The sequence below is a fragment of the Arcicella sp. GW822-FHT02H01 genome (genome assembly GCF_058802005.1).
The window spans coordinates 4,187,429-4,203,084 of sequence record NZ_JBXANT010000001.1; the positions used below are offsets into that span (position 1 = coordinate 4,187,429).

Consider the following 15,656-nt stretch of genomic DNA (forward strand, 5'->3'; position numbering starts at 1 on the left):
TGCAAAGTTGTAGAAATGAGCATTTGGTGTCCTGTTATGACCTGATTTTTGTTGACGGTGCAAGGCAGGATATTTAGTTGTTCGGGAATAAGTTACTTGGTATCTATAAGTTCAAACGACATTCTCATTGACAGCACAATTAGCCAATTCGCATACAAGCCTTCAATCTAAAGAACTAAAAATACTGATAGTTTTTAGTAGGCTGAACGATTTTAAACATGAAATCTACGATGGATTTATGGACAAAATCGAGGGGAAAGCTACGGTTGATTTATACATCCATCAGTTCAGCACCCAGAATGCTTTCCATTTTGAGAAGGTCATAAAAGAGAAAATTAATCAATATGATTACTTTGCTTTTATGTTGCATACGAGTTATCTCAATGAAGATTTTCTTAAAACTATCAATAGTATCCCGACCAATAAATTGATTATTCTTGAGAAAAGAAATGAATTTATCAGAGGGAAATATGCCTGTGTTTATCAAGATTTCGAGCAGGATATTTACGAAGCTTTGTTCAAAGCCAGAGAAGCTATTTTGAAATACGGTACCCTGAATTGTATTATACAAGAACATTATGCCAATGCATATTTTGTCATTGAAGGTCTGAAAAAGTTTGCCAAAGAGAACAACCTACAATACAATATCTATTCGGACATAGAGGAAAATACTATCAGAAGCAAGGAAGCTTATTTAATTCTTTCAGAAAGATATTTAGCAGAAACACTGATGTGCTGTAAGAATAAGAAGATGGTAGTAGGCGAGGATATAGGCATTGTTTCTTATAACGAAACACCTATCAAAGAAATATTATCGGGAGGAATCACAGTAGTATCTACAGACCATTTTCAATTAGGAAAAAATGCTGCCGACTTAATTTTAAGTGGTAGACAAGAACATATCAGAAACTCATTTCTATTTATCAGAAGAAACTCTCTGTGAGGGTTTAGCTGTGAGCTATGAGCCTTGAGCTTTTTGACTTAAAAACTCAATACTCATAGCTCAAGGCTCATGGCTGATAGCTATTAATTAACTCCTAATTCAGTACCAATAGAAATAATCCATTGTTCGAATAAAGTCTTTTCAATATCACAGGCAGTTTTAGCGTGCATTTCCCATTCTGGCGAAAACTCTTTTAATTGCGTAATCATCTCGGCTAAATGTCCTTCCTCTTCAACAATGATTGATTTCATGTTTACTTTAGACGACACCTCTTCAAGTAATTCTTGATATACTGGGTACAATTCATCAGCTCTTACCTCAATGGCATAGGTTACCAACAAATAGGCAGCATATTTCAAATCATTACCTGATAGCTTTAGTGTTTGTTTTAAATACCTACATACCTGAATATCCAATGTGTGTAAATAAGTATAACTAGCAAAAGGAGCGATAAGATATGGTTTTTCATACGTTGGAAAATCTGCTATTTTCCCTACCTTCTGAATTTGCTTTTTCAAGTAAAAAGCATGGCGTGCTTCTTCTGCGGCGTGCTTCAATACGATATAAGATACTTTGGATTTATCTTCAGAAGCAGATATTTTTCTTGCACCAGTGTTCTCCATTAATGAAAGGGTATTCAAGAATCGAGCGTGAAGCGAATCTGTCGCAATGATGTTTCGGAATATTTCTTGTAATTTCATGCCCAAAATTAGTAAGTGATTTTCATTCAATTTTTTTTATCCTTAATTATTTACTCACAAAGTTAAAAATATGCAATTCCATTACGTGAATTACTCGCCTGATGAATTAGATGAAGTAAGAAAAATATTCATAGAATATGCTGAGTTCTTAAAGATAGACCTTTGTTTTCAGGATTTTGAGAAAGAATTGCAAACTTTATCAAAAGTTTATGCAGCTCCTGCTGGATGTATTATACTAGCTAAAATCAACGAAGAGATTGTAGGATGTGTTGCCTTGAAACCCATTGCCGAAGGCGTGTGTGAAATGAAGCGTTTGTATGTAAAACCAAGTGCCAGAGGGCATAAAGTAGGCAAGAAATTAGTAGAAGAATTGATTACGTTTGCTAAAAATGCCAATTATCAAACCATGAAATTGGATACTTTAACTAGTCTGACAGAAGCGATTGGGCTCTATCGTTCTTTTGGCTTTCAAGCAACGTCCGCTTATGTGTACAATCCCTTGGATGAAGTGCTATATTTTGAATTAGCACTTTAAGCGTATATGGAACGCAATAATAATTAATTATTACATAAATAAGCAAGGTGATAATCTCCATCGTTTAGCCTTATCTTTACCATGATTTATTAAAGTATAGTCACTCATTCACAACTAACCCAATCAATAAAATACGTCAATTCAACTAAGATTCATGAAGAAATTATCAAAACTTAAACAAATCCTTGCTCTTTTAATCCTGTTAGGCTGTTGCTCTTGGGGTTTTTTAGGTCACAAAACCATTCATCAAATTTCAGCATACGCTTTGCCTAAAAAAATGGCAACGTTCTTTATGAAAAATGAAGACTATATGGTTTATAACTCTGTTCGTCCAGATGTGCGTAGAAATACAGATAAAACAGAAGCACCTAAACACTTTATAGATTTAGATGCCCCTATTTATGGCACTGACCCACTAAATACCATTCCTCATGATTGGGATTCAGCCGTAAAAAAATATACTGCCGATACCCTTAAAAAATATGGTACTTTACCGTGGGTAGTCGTAGAGATGCAAGAGAAATTGACGGAAGCTTTCCGCAGTAAAATGAAAGACAGTATTTTGTTTTATGCCGCAGATTTAGGTCATTATGTTTCAGATGCCCATGTGCCTTTGCATACAAGTTATAATTATGATGGACAATTAACCAATCAAAGAGGGTTACACTCGCTTTGGGAAACTGCTGTACCAGAGATAAACATTGAAAGTTATAACCTTTATACAAAACATAAAGCTAAATACATTAAAGACCCATTGGCTGAAATTTGGACAAAAATTGCAGCAACGAGTCTATTATTAGATGGCGTTTTCAAAGAAGAAATAAATGCTAGCGTAGGCTTTACTGACGAAAAAAAATTCAAGCGTTCTGAACGTTTCGGACAAATGAGAAAGAATTACACGGGCGAATTTGCCAAGGCTTACGGAGAACGTTTGGGTAATACTATCAACAATCAGATGATATTATCAAGCCAAAGTGTAGCTGATTTTTGGTATACAGCATGGGTAAATGCTGGCAAACCAGACCTTTCTGATTTAGAAACCGTCACGAAAGAAGACAAAGCAAAATTCAAAATAGCCAAAAAAGCTTGGAAAAATAACGAATTAATCAAACAAGGTTTGTTACAATCACGAAAAGCAAAACCAGAAGAGTTTTAATTTTCAACAAAAAGTCTCTTGGCTCATCAACTAAGAGACTTTTTTGTGCTGTAAAATACTAAGTACCAACTTCTAATATTTTTTTATTTAACCAATCTAACCAGCCTTTACAACTTTTAGTTTTAGGATGTTCAATACCTAATATATTTTCAAAGGTTGTATAGGCTTGTTCTAATAATGGTAAGGCTTCTTCAAAAAGTCTTAAATCTATTAATACTGTTGCTAAATTCCATTTTCTTAAAGCTGTCTTAGGATGCTCTTCTCCAAAGTTTTTCTCTGCTGAACTCAAGGCTTTTTCCAATAAAGCTTTAGCCCCTTCATAATCCCCTAAATCTTTAAGCACTAATGCCAAATTAGAGTAACTAACTGCTGTCGTAGGATGCTCTTCTCCAAAGTTTTTCTCATCTGAACTCAAGGCTTTTTCCAATAAAGCTTTAGCCCCTTCATAATCCCCTAAATCTTTAAGCACTAATGCCAAATTAGAGTAACTAACTGCTGTCGTAGGATGCTCTTCTCCAAAGTTTTTCTCATCTGAACTCAAGGCTTTTTCCAATAAAGCTTTAGCCCCTTCATAATCCCCTAAATCTTTAAGCACTAATGCCAAATTAGAGTAACTAACTGCTGTCGTAGGATGCTCTTCTCCAAAGTTTTTTTCATCTGAACTCAAGGCTTTTTCCAATAAAGCTTTAGCCCCTTCATAATCCCCTAAATCTTGAAGCACTAATGCCAAATTAGAGTAACGAACTGCTGTCGTAGGATGCTCTTCTCCAAAGTTTTTCTCATCTGAACTCAAGGCTTTTTCCAATAAAGCTTTAGCCCCTTCATAATCCCCTAAATCTTGAAGCACTAATGCCAAATTAGAGTAACGAACTGCTGTCGTAGGATGCTCTTCTCCAAAGTTTTTCTCATCTGAACTCAAGGCTTTTTCCAATAAAGCTTTAGCCCCTTCATAATCCCCTAAATCTTTAAGCACTAATGCCAAATTAGAGTAACTAACTGCTGTCGTAGGATGCTCTTCTCCAAAGTTTTTCTCTGCTGAACTCAAGGCTTTTTCCAATAAAGCTTTAGCCCCTTCATAATCCCCTAAATCTTTAAGCACTAATGCCAAATTAGAGTAACTAACTGCTGTCGTAGGATGCTCTTCTCCAAAGTTTTTCTCATCTGAACTCAAGGCTTTTTCCAATAAAGCTTTAGCCCCTTCATAATCCCCTAAATCTTGAAGCACGGTTGCCAAATTAGAGTAATGAACTGCTGTCGTAGGATGCGATGCTCCAAAGTTTTTCTCATCTGAACTCAAGGCTTTTTCCAATAAACCTTTAGCCCCTTCATAATCCCCTAAATCTTGAAGCACGGTTGCCAAATTAGAGTAATGAACTGCTGTCGTAGGATGCGATGCTCCAAAGTTTTTCTCATCTGAACTCAAAGCTTTTTCCAATAAACCTTTAGCCCCTTCATAATCCCCTAAATCTTTAAGCACTAATGCCAAATTATTTTGATATTCTGCAATAGCATATTCATTGTTAGCTTTTGTAGCTAAATCTAAAGCAAGCTTATATCTATTACGTGCTTGAGCAAAATCGCCTTTTAATTTAAAATAACGCCCATAACTATTTTGAATTTTGGCAAATTGTAATGGATTATTGATTTTTAAATGTACTTGGTCTGCTAATCGGCTTAGCTCTTCACAGAAATATAATAATTTCTCAAATAATTGTAAATGATAAGCTGTATCGGCAGCTTTTTGTAGTAATTCAAGTTTAAGGTTTATTTCAGTATTTGGTAAAGATTGAATCTTTTCCTCTAACCAATCTAATTCATCTTTTTTGGTAGCAAAGTCTAATCCTCCTAATGAGGGAATTTCTAAGGGTTTAAACGCTTCATTTTCACTAGTATTATTTAAAAATTTTACTTCAAAATTTAACAATATTGAGCGAAAAGACCACCAGTCAGGGATTAATTCTCTACATTTTTTAAGGAGGTTGTCATCATTAGGCATTAAACAAATATAGGCTATATTTTTGGCAGACAACCTATCTCGGCGTTGGTTAAACCCCTTGGCAAATACTTCGTCATTAATAAGATATTCGTAGTCTTCAATCACGACAAAACCTTCTTGAATGGCATCTGTTTTGGCTAAAAGTTGAAAATAATCAGTCTCTCGTATTTTAATAGAAAGCAAAGTTCTATCAGAGAAATTGGCTTTTAAGAATTGTATGATTTCTTTTTTTACATCAGCATGGTTATACTGAATAATGACATACCTAAATAAAGCAGGTTGGACAACCCGTTGGAGTTTTTTGAGCTGTTTATCAAAATCATCAGTCTTTACCCACATATTCTTGATAGATTGATGAGTAAGCAATAATAGGATTTACTCTCTTGTAAGTACCAGAATTATATTCCATCACTACAATTTCTTCTAATAATTTCTCAATACCATCAATAAACGGTGTAGGCTTATTTTCTTTGTTGTTTTTTCTTATTTCCTTTAAAACAGTTAATTCCTTTTCAGAAAGAAAACGAGCATCAGCAGATAAATACTTAACAGCCTCCATTAAAGCATTCATCGTTATTTGGGTATCATCATCTTCTAATTCATAGCCTGCATGTTGGAGTAACCGTAATAATTCACGAGGAGAACCCCCACTAAATTTTACGGCAGTTTTTACTACTTCTTCTGATTCAAAAAGACTCTTATCAATTCTTTTATAGACAAATTCTACGAAACGATTAATCGTTGCTTCAACATCAGAACCATCTATTTCTTGGACTTTGATAAATGGGAAAGTGACTACTTCTGAATAATCCTTTACTTGTCTGATTGATTTCATCAGTTCAATCGGTAGGGTCATTAAGCAGTTTGCCCGAATACTTTTGATACTTTCAGCATTTTCAATGATGATTTCCCTTCTTCTTTCTGCCGTTGTTGTTTTTTCCAATCCATCAACAATAAACAAAATATCACGAGCCTCAGAATGGTCACGAAGCCATCTAGCAGCATCTTCTACGAAAATGTTAAATTCTTGTGCAAAATCTATAAAGCGATTCCGAAATACTTTTCTAACAGAATCAGCTCTTTCTTTTGAGCCTGTTACTCCGCCTTTTAACTTGCCAACTAACGATAAAAGCCAAGGAAGTCCCCATTTTCCTTCTAATTCTATTTCAATACTCGCAGATTTTTCGATGGAACTATTAATCTCTAACGTTCTTTCCTCGAACCATTTGCTAAGTGACTTTACAACATTCTTATCTAATTGTAAACCTTTCTCTTGTGCTTTCTTGATAAGATTTTCAATCTGACAAATCAAAATGTCCATGTACTCAACATGGTCCATATTCAGTTCAATGTCTATATTACAAACTACACAGAAAAAACCATCTTTATGTTCAATTTCCTCAACAATACGTGCCAATTCCGTGGTTTTACCACTTCCACGCATGCCAGCCAAAAAAACCTTTAGTTTGTTAAATTGATTTGCCTCGTAATTATATGTAAGGTTTGAAGGGTTTAGATTAAGGGTTCTATAAAGCTTTTTTTCTTTAAAGTCGCCTCTTAACCCTGTAAAGTCAGTATAAAAAGGATGTTCTTTTCCTGGTAGAGGTGCATTGAATTGTAATACACTATCTATCTCGTCTAACTTTATCGCTTTTTTATTGGGTAAATTCATTCTCTACTCTTTTTATCAAAAATAGTCTATTTTGAAAGAATATTAAAATAGAAGGTTCAAATGTTTATTTAATCATAAGCTTTTTAACTATCATCTTAAAACCCAATCACCAAATTCCCTCCAACAACCCTACCATCATACATCGGCGTAAAAGCCATTTTGGACGGACTATCACTTGGCTTTTTTCCTAATTTTTGTTTCAACCAAGGATAGATTACATAAGCCGCTTTCGCAGATAGAATCCCGACACCAGCACCTACGATTACATCTGAAAACCAATGTCTGTTATTCAATACTCTCATCGTTCCAGTAGCCGTAGCAATGGTATAAGCCCCCACACCATACCAAATACTTTCGTCATTATATTCCTCCGCTAAAACAGCTGCACCAAAAAAAGCATTGGCAGTATGGCCCGACGGAAAAGAATCTTGCCCAGAAAGATCAGGACGAAGCACTTTAGTAGTATGTTTTAAGGTAAACACCGTTCCCGACATGATAGTGGCGCCAATCAATAAAACACCAACACGGTCACCCACAGTATGTTTTGCTTTAATGCCCATTAAATCTAACCCGAACACTGCTACATAAGGCGTATATTGAATGATATCATCTACGTGTGTACTAAAGTTGCTATAGTATTTACCATGCCATTCTAATTGTTCTTGCTTTAAACTAAAACTTTTCAACGTATAGCCTCCAGCAAGTAGGGCGGTAGGAACAATCAGTTGTTTGATGGTTAATTTACGAAAGGTAGAATCTCTTTGTTGCGTAAAAGCAGTAGGACATATACTTAGGTAAAGTAAAAAAGACACTAAAAAACTTTTTTTAATATTCATCATCAGACGGAAATGTTAAGTGCTTACGCACAAATTTATCGTAATAGTATTGGTTTGGCACAACCAAGATACCTAATAAATCTGAAGGAAACTTGAAGATAGTTATAGATATTATAGTGGCGTTTTTTCTAAGTATTCAGATGGCGATTTACCAAACTCCTTTTTAAATATTCTAGTGAAATAAGAAGGATCATTAAAACCAACCTTATAAGCAATCTCTGCAATGGTAAAGCTATCGGTTTCAAGTAATTGAATAGCCTTTTTCAAGCGAACATTTTTGATAAACTCGTTTCCTGAAAAGTTGGTTAAGCTTTTTAGTTTTCGATACAACTGCATCGTACTCATGTTCAACTCTCTTTCTAAAAAAGCAATATCCAACGAAGTATTCATCATATTTTCCTCTACAATCCTAACTGCTTTTTCTAGAAAATGTTCATCTGAAGAATTTAAAGTAATTTCCTTTGCATTTACTTTGACTTCTTTACTAAACCTTTCTCTGAGTTTTCTTCTGCTTTCCAATAGGTTCTTAACCCTCGCTTCCAACAAGCTAGCATTAAAAGGCTTGGTAATATAATCATCAGCACCAATTTCTAGTCCTGCTAATTTACTTTCGTTACTACTTCTAGAGGTCAAGATAATTACAGGAATATGGCTCGTACCTTCTTTGGTTTTGACATGCTCGCAAAGCTCACCACCAGTCATTTCAGGCATAATCCAGTCTGAAATGATTAAATCAGGCACTTGTTCTATGGCAATATCAAGGGCTTTCTGACCATTGTTTGCTTCGATGATATTGAAATTTTCAACGAAAATCTCTTTGATATAATTGCGTAAATCGTCGTTATCTTCTGCAATTAATAAAAGCGGAACATTCTTTTTAGGATGTTCGTTTTTATGAGGCTCAATCAAATTATCATGAACATTAATCGGAGGAAGTTCTAGGGCAATCGCATTATCCCGAATCCAATTACTATCGTAGGCATCTTTGTTAATAGGCAAGTGAATGGTAAAGGTACTTCCTTTGCCCAATCGACTACTAACTAGAATCTCTCCTCTGTGTAACTCTATCAACTCTTTACACAGCGCTAACCCTACACCAGTACCTACCACATGTTTCTGAGGGTCTTTCCCATGAATCTGGTAAAAACGATTGAATACGTTTTGTAAATTTTTACTGTCAATCCCAATACCCGTATCGCTTACGGCAATAATAATTCTTTGATTATCGGCTGGATTTACCGATACTTTTACCACAATTTCGCCATCATTGTCTGAGAATTTGAAGGCATTGGAAAGTAAGTTAGTAACAATTTTCTCTAGAATATCTGTATCAAAATAAGCCAATAAATAAGGGGTCGATGGTTTGAAAAGAAGGCTGATATTCTTTTGTTCAGCCAATCCTCTAAACGATTCTGTAATCTGTTGAACAAAATCAATTACATCGTTTTGCGTAATTTCTGGCGATAATTTGCCTGCTTCTAATTTAGATAAATCAAGTAATTGATTAATCAGTTTTTGCAATTGCTTTGCATTTCTATAAATAGATTCCGTCCTTTTGCGTTGAGAGTCTGGAATGTCTTTGCTGTCGGCTAAATATTTTTCTAATGGACTGATAATCAACGTAAGAGGTGTCCTGAATTCATGAGAAATATTAGTAAAGAAATTAGTTTTTAGTCGGTCTAATTCCTGTACTTGTTCTTTTTCTCTTTCTTGTAATTGTACATCCAATTTCAAACGTTCACGAATGAGCACGACTCTTCTGGTGAAATAAAGCCCAATACCCACAATAATTAAATAAAAGAAATACGCCCACCAAGTTCTGTACCAAGGGGGTAATATCGTAATGCGTAGCATGGCTTCCCTTTGATTCCAAACGCCATCATTATTGGTCGCTTTTACCCTGAACAGATAGCTTCCTGCATTCAAGTTGGTATAGTTGGCTGTTCTTTGTGTGCCTACATAGTTCCACTCTTTATCAAAGCCTTGGAGCACATAAGCATATTGATTATTCTTGAACTGTTGGAAATCTAAGGCAGTGAAATCAATTGAAAATACATTCTGATCTGATTCTAGTACTAATTCCTCTGTTTGTGAAATATCTTGTTGCAAAGGTGAGCCAGGCTGTCCCACTACCACGTGCTTATTGAACAATTTTAAGCCAGTAAGGTATACATTGGGTACTATATTACTTTCTATCAGACTGTCTGGATGAAAAATGTTGAGTCCTTCTGTACCACCAAAAAATATTTCACCACGATTATTTTGAGCATAAGCATTCAGCAAAAACTCTGAGCCCTGAAGCCCATCAGCTTTTGTATAGTTCTTGAATGAATTGCTATAGGTAATGAATTGTGAAATACCTTGATTGGTCGATAACCACAAATGATAATGACGGTCTTCAACAATACCCTTAATCGTGTTATTGGGTAATCCATCTTCTGTTCTCCAAACTTTAAAAGTTCGTGTAGCTGGTTGGTAAAGGTTCAGTCCATCACCATTCGTGCCTATCCAGATTTGTTTGCGGGAATCCTGAAATATTTTATTGATTTGATTAGCACTTAATCCATCCGAACGATTTGATTTGCGGATATGCACAATTTGCCTTTTCTTTTGATTATAACAATAAATACCATTGTTGTAAGTACCAATCCAAAGTGTGCCGTTTTCTTCTTCTAAGATAGAATTAATGTGCATCCCCAATAACACACCTTTACGGTTGAGGTCTGGAACAGGGCTGAATTCGCCCGTTTGTTTGTTGAATAACAAAATGCCTTCCTCTTGTGTACCTATCCACAAATGTTTTGGTTTTCTGGCAGGGCTCAAACAGGTAAGGTGTGTAGTATTGCTACCATCATCATAAGGATAGAGTGTAAAAGAGCTACTACCTTTTTTCATAATCCTAAGCCCAATTTCCCACGTTAACACCGATAGGTCTCCATCACGATCATAATATAAATTATTGATGTCATTTGTACTCGTAGTAGCATGAGAAGGGCTGATAAAATAATGTGAAAAGGTATTTTTAGCCCTGTCAAATAATGTCAGTCCATTATTACTACCAATCCAAACTCGGTTAGGGTCGTTTTCACAAGCAATGGCTGTTACTTTATCACGTAATAAATTTTGTGTAGAGTTTACCTTATGACGGTATAATTTGAAGTTATTCCGATGTCTGTAATGTACGTTCAATCCTGCTTCCCAAGTACTAATCCACACATTATTATCTCGGTCTACAAAAATACATTGAATCGCATGCGAACTTAACCCTGTTTCAGAATCAGGATTGGACTCTATATAACTAAGCTGGGAATAATTGTTATTTTTTACGAGAAAAACTCCATTGTCCGTACCAATCCAAAGCGTACCATCTTTGTCATACACCAAATCTGTAATCAAATTAGCTCGATTATTCTGATTAGGACTGTATAGCACCTGAGTAAATACATTCGTTTGTGGGTTCAGTCTATACAAACCATTACCACGTGTTCCTACTAGAATATTTCCTTGTGGGTCTTCCACCAAACAAGTGATTTGATTTTTACGAGGAGGAAGATTGCTCTGAAGGCGAACAGTATTCGCATGGTTGTTTTTATCAATATGGGTTATTACGCCATAATGCCCACCCAACCAAAGCGTATTCTTTTTATCTTGAAAAACCAATGAAATATCATTAGTTGTCAGCAACTCAGATTCCACCAAACGCCATTTGATGGTTTTTTGTTGGTTATCAAAACAAAGCAAGCCATAACCATAAGTAGAAACCCATATTTTATTATCGGGCGATGCAATGATAGACGAAATACTAAGCCCGCCGATATTAGTTTTATCGTCCGCTTGTTTGAAATGAATAAAATTTCCTGTGGTTTTGTCGAGTTTATTTACGCCACCATCAAAAGTACCTACCCAAAGGTTGCCTTCTTGGTCTTCGGTAATACATGAAATCGTACTACTACTGATAGAATTGGGGTCGTTAGAGATATGTCGATAAACGGTGAACTGATAGCCGTCGTATTTATTAAGGCCGTCTTTCGTAGCAAACCAAATAAATCCTTTTTTATCTTGAAAGATTTGCCCTACCGTACTTTGCGATAAGCCTCTTTGTGTACTAATACGGCTGAATTTCAGTTGTGCCACCAAAGGTGTAAGCCAACTGTTACAGAACAACAATATGAGTACAATGCGTAATTTCATCAAAAAAATAATCTTCCTTATGCAATTTAGGAAAATTTCAATAAAAGCTGGTTTAATTCACAGAATGGTATAACAGAAAACTTAGTAATCTTTCGTAAGTAAGTAGTTCATCAGGACTAGAACCATTGCTCGTCAAAATATCTCGGTGTTTGTTCGATAAATCTAAAAAGTGTTTATCGTGTGTCAATTTTGCGGTGATGATGCCCTTATAACTACGATGTAATTGATTGTATAAGTATTTACAAGGCTTAGAAAGATGTAGATTAAAAATATTATTTAATGCTGGTAAGCTATCCGACTCATTCATAAAATGAAAACCTCTTTGTTCCAGAAACTCTTTCACGATTTCACAAACATCATCCAAATCGTTTTCATCCAAAATCTTATATCTAAAATATTTGGCATCGTTAAATTTCCCAATTGAGATGACTAAAGTATTAGAATCTGACCAGAAATCACGCGTATTCCCCAGAAACTGTTGGGCTATCTGTTCTACTTGGTTGTTTCTACAGCCAATATTTACTTCTAGCCAAGTTTCATTGTCATAAGGAGTTGCCGTAAAAATTACGTTCTGAAAGCCTGTTGGGGTAATTTTTCGAAATTGTTTTTTATCTGCCAACAGCACAAAATTGTGCATACTGAAAAACGGTTTAAGTTTTTCATAAAGGGTAGTTTCAAATGGTTTCACTGGCATAAAGCAACAAATTAGCTGGTTTATTTTTCTATTTTTCTCAAGTAAATCTCGAAATACTTACTTGGCAGTCTTTTGATTTAAAAACATTTATACAATGTATATTCCACTATTTTTGTTCAATCTTTGCGAAAGAATTTATGTATGCAAATATACATATTCAAGAGATTTAATCTTTAATAATCAATATTCCTCTATGTTTCCTTTAATGAAAACGGAAGATTTGGCGACTTAGTGAAAATTATGCAAAAAATTTTAATTATTTCCGATACTCATAGTTTTCTTGACGAACGTCTTTTCCCTCATATCGACTGGTGCGACCATATTTGGCATGCGGGCGATTGGGGTATCGTAGCGGTTTCGGATACCCTTGAGGCCTTAAAGCCCATCCAAGGCGTATATGGCAATATTGATGATGCTACGGTGAGGCAAATCTATCCAAAAATAAATCATTTTACTTGCGAAGAACTCAATATTGGTATGACGCACATCGCAGGCGCACCATCAAGTTATAAGCCTGATGCATTGGAATGTTTTAGGATAAAAACACCTGATATTTTTGTGTGCGGACATTCGCATATTCTTCAAGTAAAAAGAGATTTGCATAGAAATGGAATGCTTTTTATCAACCCCGGAGCAGCAGGAACGCATGGTTTTCATAAAGTGCAAACAGCAGTGAGGCTAAAGATAGAGGGCAAAAGAATCTTTGATGTAGAAGTGATAGAGATGAGTAGGAAGGTGAAGGAGTAAAGTGGATATAAGTAGTTGATAATCAGTGTTTTTTCACTAGCGAGGGACTTAAGTTCCTCGCTAGTGAAAATGGTTGAAAGCTCATCTTTCCCCGTGTTCTGTGGCACACAGAACACAAAGCTAATTTTGATATTAGGATAGTCAAGTAAGTCAAGTATGGTGGTCTGTGTGCCACAGACCGCGGTTTAGGAACACCAATAACTTAAAATCCTTACTATTAGCGGGTGACTTAAGTCACCCGCTAATAGTAAGGATTGGAACTTAACAACGCTGATTACTATAAGAGACAATCAAAAAGCTAAATCTTAAATCCGATTTTATCTTTTAAAAATGCTTTGCTGATTTCTGCTGATTGTAATGGAGTACGTGTTTTTTCAGGTACGCCATCCAATTCTACAATCGCCCATTTTTTATAATTTATCTTTTGAAGATTATCGAATACTGCTTTCAAGTCGACATTCCCTTGTCCTAATTCTACAAACTTATACGCTTTAGGCTCGTTTGGCTTATCAGCTAGAGGACTTTTCACATCCTTGATGTGCAATGCCCCGATGATGTCTTTGTATTGTAATACCGCTTTGGCAGGTATGCCACCTCCTTGATGATAATGGGCTACGTCCAATAATAACTTCATGTATTTCGGATTCATATCCTGAACGATGATATCTACTTCTTCTGGCGTTTCGCCCAATTGGTGCATGTGGTTATGATACACAGCCTGAATGCCCAAATCAGCAGTTTGTTTACCAATTTCGTTCATTACGAACGCCAAACGTTTTAATTCTTCCGTACTTGGTAATCTGTCTTTCGGACGAACCGAATTGGTTAATTGAATAGAAGTGCCACCTAACGCCTTTACAAAACTGGCATGAGCCACGTGATAATCTATCGTACTAGCTTCTTTCGCTGGGTCAATTTCAACATTACCACTTGAAAACATCGGTAGAACTAAACCATTAGCTGCAATAATATCTTTTAATTCTTGCACTTTAGTTTTGTACGTATCATAAGCATTGGCACGCAACTGTACCCCTTTGAAACCCAATGATGAAATATCTTTCATCGCATCAAGGTCTTTGCCTCCCCACGTAATAGCAGAATAGGCTAATTGAAGATTAGGAACTTTAGCAGCCAAACTTTCAAAAGAAAACAAAGAAGCAGAAGCTAGTAAACCTGCTTGATAAAGGAAATCACGACGAGATATTTCAGACATTTTCTTAGTTTATTATAAAGGTTTTAATACGTTTTCTTCAAAAGAACAAAGCTATGTTAAACTACTGTGATTCGCTTGAAAATTTGTATTACTTCATCGAAAATTTATTCATTTGCTTTCACTAAACAAACCTGCTAAAATGTTGTGTTTAAAATTTTACACATAAACTTTGTCACATTATCACGCTATTTTACTAATTTCACGTATTAGACTCTTTGTTTAAAATATTGATTTAAACCCTCGCCTTACAAAAACGTAAGCGAACAGATTGTTTTCTTTTGAAGACAGTCTGAATTTATATTTTCAATTTTTAATAAAGAGTAATATGCAACAGTCTATAAAACTTGCCATCATCGGTGGTACAGGTAAATCAGGAAAATACCTTGTTCAAGCGTTATTAAATCAAGGTTTTCATTTCAAAATACTGCTTAGAAATCCTGATAATTTTCATATCCAGAGTGCTCAAATTGAAATCATCAAAGGCGATGCCCGCGACTATCATGCTATTTTGAACCTTGTTGAAGGCTGTCAAGCTGTCATCAGTACCATAGGGCAACCAGTGGGTGAAAGCTCTATTTTTGGAGATGCTACCAGCAACGTATTGCAGGCAATGAAGGAATGTAATATCAAAAGGTATATCGTTACAACAGGCTTAAACGTTGATACGCCGTTTGATAAAAAAAGTCCTAAAACCAAATTTGGGACAGACTGGATGAAGCAAAATTATCCGAAAACTACTGCCGACAAACAGAAAGAATACGAAATGTTGGTAGATAGTGATGTCGATTGGACGCTGATAAGATTGCCATTAATAGAACAAACAGACGCTAGAGGCAATACTGATGTCAGTTTGGAAGATTGTACAGGAGATAAAATAAGTGCCACCGATTTAGCTGATTTTATCATCAAACAATTGTTTGAAAATCAGTATGTTCGAGCGGCACCTTTTATTACTAATATCTAAAAACTAAT

The 15,656-nt window shown here is 35.5% G+C and carries 12 protein-coding genes; 5 read left to right on the plus strand and 7 right to left on the minus strand.

Annotated elements, in window-relative coordinates:
* The first annotated feature begins 127 nt into the window (after nucleotides 1–127).
* Nucleotides 128–943 (plus strand): hypothetical protein, encoded by an 816-nt coding sequence (locus AC1RNE_RS17460; protein ID WP_492802621.1) that lies wholly within the window; start codon nucleotides 128–130, stop codon nucleotides 941–943.
* 83 nt (nucleotides 944–1,026) lie between these two features.
* On the opposite strand, the gene AC1RNE_RS17465 is transcribed toward AC1RNE_RS17460, so the two are convergent.
* Nucleotides 1,027–1,644, minus strand: a complete 618-nt coding sequence (locus AC1RNE_RS17465; RefSeq protein WP_492802623.1) for a hypothetical protein — start codon at nucleotides 1,642–1,644, stop codon at nucleotides 1,027–1,029.
* Nucleotides 1,645–1,714: 70 nt separating this feature from the next.
* Here AC1RNE_RS17465 and AC1RNE_RS17470 point away from each other — a divergent pair, with 70 nt between their 5' ends.
* Both AC1RNE_RS17470 and AC1RNE_RS17475 read left to right on the plus strand, forming a co-directional pair.
* A complete protein-coding gene (locus AC1RNE_RS17470; RefSeq protein WP_492802625.1) occupies nucleotides 1,715–2,179 on the plus strand; it encodes a GNAT family N-acetyltransferase in 465 nt (154 codons plus the stop codon).
* A gap of 154 nt (nucleotides 2,180–2,333) precedes the next feature.
* Nucleotides 2,334–3,335: a zinc dependent phospholipase C family protein gene (locus AC1RNE_RS17475; protein WP_492802627.1), complete on the plus strand. Its 1,002-nt coding sequence runs from the start codon at nucleotides 2,334–2,336 to the stop codon at nucleotides 3,333–3,335.
* A 58-nt stretch (nucleotides 3,336–3,393) separates the two neighbouring features.
* On the opposite strand, the gene AC1RNE_RS17480 is transcribed toward AC1RNE_RS17475, so the two are convergent.
* From AC1RNE_RS17480 to AC1RNE_RS17500, 5 genes are all read right to left on the minus strand, one after another.
* Entirely contained in the window at nucleotides 3,394–5,670 is a 2,277-nt protein-coding gene (locus tag AC1RNE_RS17480) for a tetratricopeptide repeat protein (protein WP_492802628.1), read from the minus strand.
* On the minus strand, nucleotides 5,654–7,003 hold the full coding sequence (locus tag AC1RNE_RS17485; RefSeq protein WP_492802630.1) for a hypothetical protein: 1,350 nt from the start codon (nucleotides 7,001–7,003) through the stop codon (nucleotides 5,654–5,656). The genes AC1RNE_RS17480 and AC1RNE_RS17485 overlap by 17 nt, the downstream gene beginning before the upstream one ends.
* A gap of 95 nt (nucleotides 7,004–7,098) precedes the next feature.
* Nucleotides 7,099–7,842 (minus strand): phosphatase PAP2 family protein, encoded by a 744-nt coding sequence (locus AC1RNE_RS17490; protein ID WP_492802631.1) that lies wholly within the window; start codon nucleotides 7,840–7,842, stop codon nucleotides 7,099–7,101.
* 108 nt (nucleotides 7,843–7,950) lie between these two features.
* On the minus strand, nucleotides 7,951–12,030 hold the full coding sequence (locus tag AC1RNE_RS17495) for a hybrid sensor histidine kinase/response regulator (protein WP_492802633.1): 4,080 nt from the start codon (nucleotides 12,028–12,030) through the stop codon (nucleotides 7,951–7,953).
* 52 nt (nucleotides 12,031–12,082) lie between these two features.
* Nucleotides 12,083–12,724, minus strand: coding sequence for a hypothetical protein (locus tag AC1RNE_RS17500; RefSeq protein ID WP_492802634.1), 642 nt, complete (start codon nucleotides 12,722–12,724; stop codon nucleotides 12,083–12,085).
* A 240-nt stretch (nucleotides 12,725–12,964) separates the two neighbouring features.
* Here AC1RNE_RS17500 and AC1RNE_RS17505 point away from each other — a divergent pair, with 240 nt between their 5' ends.
* A complete protein-coding gene (locus AC1RNE_RS17505; RefSeq protein ID WP_492802635.1) occupies nucleotides 12,965–13,471 on the plus strand; it encodes a metallophosphoesterase family protein in 507 nt (168 codons plus the stop codon).
* Nucleotides 13,472–13,769: 298 nt separating this feature from the next.
* On the opposite strand, the gene AC1RNE_RS17510 is transcribed toward AC1RNE_RS17505, so the two are convergent.
* Nucleotides 13,770–14,684 (minus strand): sugar phosphate isomerase/epimerase family protein, encoded by a 915-nt coding sequence (locus AC1RNE_RS17510; protein ID WP_492802637.1) that lies wholly within the window; start codon nucleotides 14,682–14,684, stop codon nucleotides 13,770–13,772.
* A 325-nt stretch (nucleotides 14,685–15,009) separates the two neighbouring features.
* On the opposite strand from AC1RNE_RS17510, the gene AC1RNE_RS17515 reads away from it, so the two are divergent.
* On the plus strand, nucleotides 15,010–15,648 hold the full coding sequence (locus AC1RNE_RS17515; protein WP_492802639.1) for an NAD(P)-dependent oxidoreductase: 639 nt from the start codon (nucleotides 15,010–15,012) through the stop codon (nucleotides 15,646–15,648).
* Nucleotides 15,649–15,656 lie beyond the last annotated feature (8 nt).

Excerpts from the sequence above, each read along its gene's own strand:
- AC1RNE_RS17465 (WP_492802623.1), bottom strand. The coding sequence starts at position 1,644 with ATGAAATTACAAGAAATATTCCGAAACATCATTGCGACAGATTCGCTT.
- AC1RNE_RS17470 (WP_492802625.1), top strand. The coding sequence starts at position 1,715 with ATGCAATTCCATTACGTGAATTACTCGCCTGATGAATTAGATGAAGTA.
- AC1RNE_RS17475 (WP_492802627.1), top strand. The coding sequence starts at position 2,334 with ATGAAGAAATTATCAAAACTTAAACAAATCCTTGCTCTTTTAATCCTG.
- AC1RNE_RS17480 (WP_492802628.1), bottom strand. The coding sequence starts at position 5,670 with ATGTGGGTAAAGACTGATGATTTTGATAAACAGCTCAAAAAACTCCAA.
- AC1RNE_RS17485 (WP_492802630.1), bottom strand. The coding sequence starts at position 7,003 with ATGAATTTACCCAATAAAAAAGCGATAAAGTTAGACGAGATAGATAGT.
- AC1RNE_RS17490 (WP_492802631.1), bottom strand. The coding sequence starts at position 7,842 with ATGATGAATATTAAAAAAAGTTTTTTAGTGTCTTTTTTACTTTACCTA.
- AC1RNE_RS17495 (WP_492802633.1), bottom strand. The coding sequence starts at position 12,030 with ATGAAATTACGCATTGTACTCATATTGTTGTTCTGTAACAGTTGGCTT.
- AC1RNE_RS17500 (WP_492802634.1), bottom strand. The coding sequence starts at position 12,724 with ATGCCAGTGAAACCATTTGAAACTACCCTTTATGAAAAACTTAAACCG.
- AC1RNE_RS17505 (WP_492802635.1), top strand. The coding sequence starts at position 12,965 with ATGCAAAAAATTTTAATTATTTCCGATACTCATAGTTTTCTTGACGAA.
- AC1RNE_RS17510 (WP_492802637.1), bottom strand. The coding sequence starts at position 14,684 with ATGTCTGAAATATCTCGTCGTGATTTCCTTTATCAAGCAGGTTTACTA.
- AC1RNE_RS17515 (WP_492802639.1), top strand. The coding sequence starts at position 15,010 with ATGCAACAGTCTATAAAACTTGCCATCATCGGTGGTACAGGTAAATCA.